The sequence below is a fragment of the Aedoeadaptatus acetigenes genome (assembly GCF_025566985.1).
Classification (GTDB): Bacteria; Bacillota; Clostridia; order Tissierellales; family Peptoniphilaceae; genus Aedoeadaptatus; species Aedoeadaptatus acetigenes.
Window position 1 is genome coordinate 1 of the sequence record NZ_JAOQJD010000033.1, and the last position, 1,382, is coordinate 1,382.

A 1,382-nucleotide genomic window follows, 5' to 3' on the forward strand; every position below is an offset into this window, starting at 1 on the left:
CCATGACGAGTTTTTCTGGTTTTAAAGTTTGGAGTTTGGGAAGGAAGTCGAAGAAGGTGCTGCTGTCGTGGCGGTTGCCGGGAAAGCTTTGGCAGGCGAGGATCCATCCGTGTCGGTCGCAGGCGGTTTGGATGGTGTAGGCAAAGACTTCTTTGTGCTCGCCTTTGTGAAAGAGGCCGCTTTCGGGATCGGTGGTGGATTGGGTGATGGTGGTGGTATCGGTGGGCGGATTTTTCGGTGGTTTGAGGTCGTCTTTTCCGTGTGCGTTTCGATCATCGGCAATTTCTTTTTCAAGCTGTTGTTGGTAGCTTCGCACGTGTTTTTTCACCACGGCTTTTTTGTTTTTGTGGCGATTGGCATGGGCTTTGACGTGGGTGGCATCGACGAATTGGAGGCGTGTGTCGACGAAGCCTTGGTCCATGGCTTGTTGAAGGATGTTGGTAAAGATGGACTCGAATAGGTCGGTGTCTTGAAAACGCCGACGGTAGTTTTGCCCAAAGGTGGTGAAGTGGGGGATTTTATCGTAGAAGTCGAGTCCCAAGAACCAACGGTAGGCCAGGTTGACTTCGACTTCTTTGATGGTTTGGCGCATGCTGCGAATGCCATAAAGGTGTTGAAGGAAGACGAGTTTAATGAGAACCACGGGGTCGATGCTGGGTCGGCCGTTGTCTAGACAGTAAAGGTCTTCCACCAGGTCATAGATGAAGTCGAAGTCCACGTAACGGTCAATTTTTCGCAAAAGATGATCTGTCGGCACGAGTTGATCCAGAGCAATCATTTGAATTTGTTCTACTTTTTTCTTGTCTTCTTTATGTAGCATGGTGGCCTCCTTTTTTTCTATTTTACTATAATTGAGGCGAATGCTGTTTGATGACCTTGAATTGTCAAGTCAAGTGCAACTCTACAGAATGATAAACTTCATAAGGTGTTTTCCAGTTTAAACATTTACGTGGTCGACGATTGATCTCTTCTATTTTCGCTTCAATGTAGCTATCCGACTGGTCAATATCTTTTGTTTTTGGAAAGTATTCTCTTAATAGACCATTTGTATTTTCGTTGGTACCTCTTTGCCATGGGTGATGGGGCAACGGGAAATAGAATTCAACAAGAGACAGTTGCTGTGATATCTCAGGATGCTTTGCAAATTCTTTCCCTCTATCGGGAGTAATGCTTTGAAGGGGTTCATCTTCCAACAGTTCAATCATGGCCTGCTTAACACATTGGGCGTTCTTTTTTGGAATTTTCTGGCAAAGAAGGTAGCGACTTTTCCTGTCAGTCAATGTGAGTAGACAGGCCCTGCCAGTTTTACCTGCCACCGTATCCGCTTCCCAGTCGCCTAAGCGCTGTCTTTTTTCAGCCGCATCCGGTCGTTCGGATATGGG

Annotated in this window: 2 protein-coding genes; both read right to left on the bottom strand. The window is 46.6% G+C overall.

Going from position 1 to position 1,382, the window contains the following annotated elements:
• A partial coding sequence (locus tag OCV31_RS09610) for a transposase (protein WP_148474680.1) occupies nucleotides 1–820 on the bottom strand: 820 nt, incomplete at its 3' end.
• 64 nt (nucleotides 821–884) lie between these two features.
• Nucleotides 885–1,382 (bottom strand): IS30 family transposase (locus tag OCV31_RS09615; RefSeq protein ID WP_148474682.1); only part of this gene is annotated, 498 nt, incomplete at its 5' end.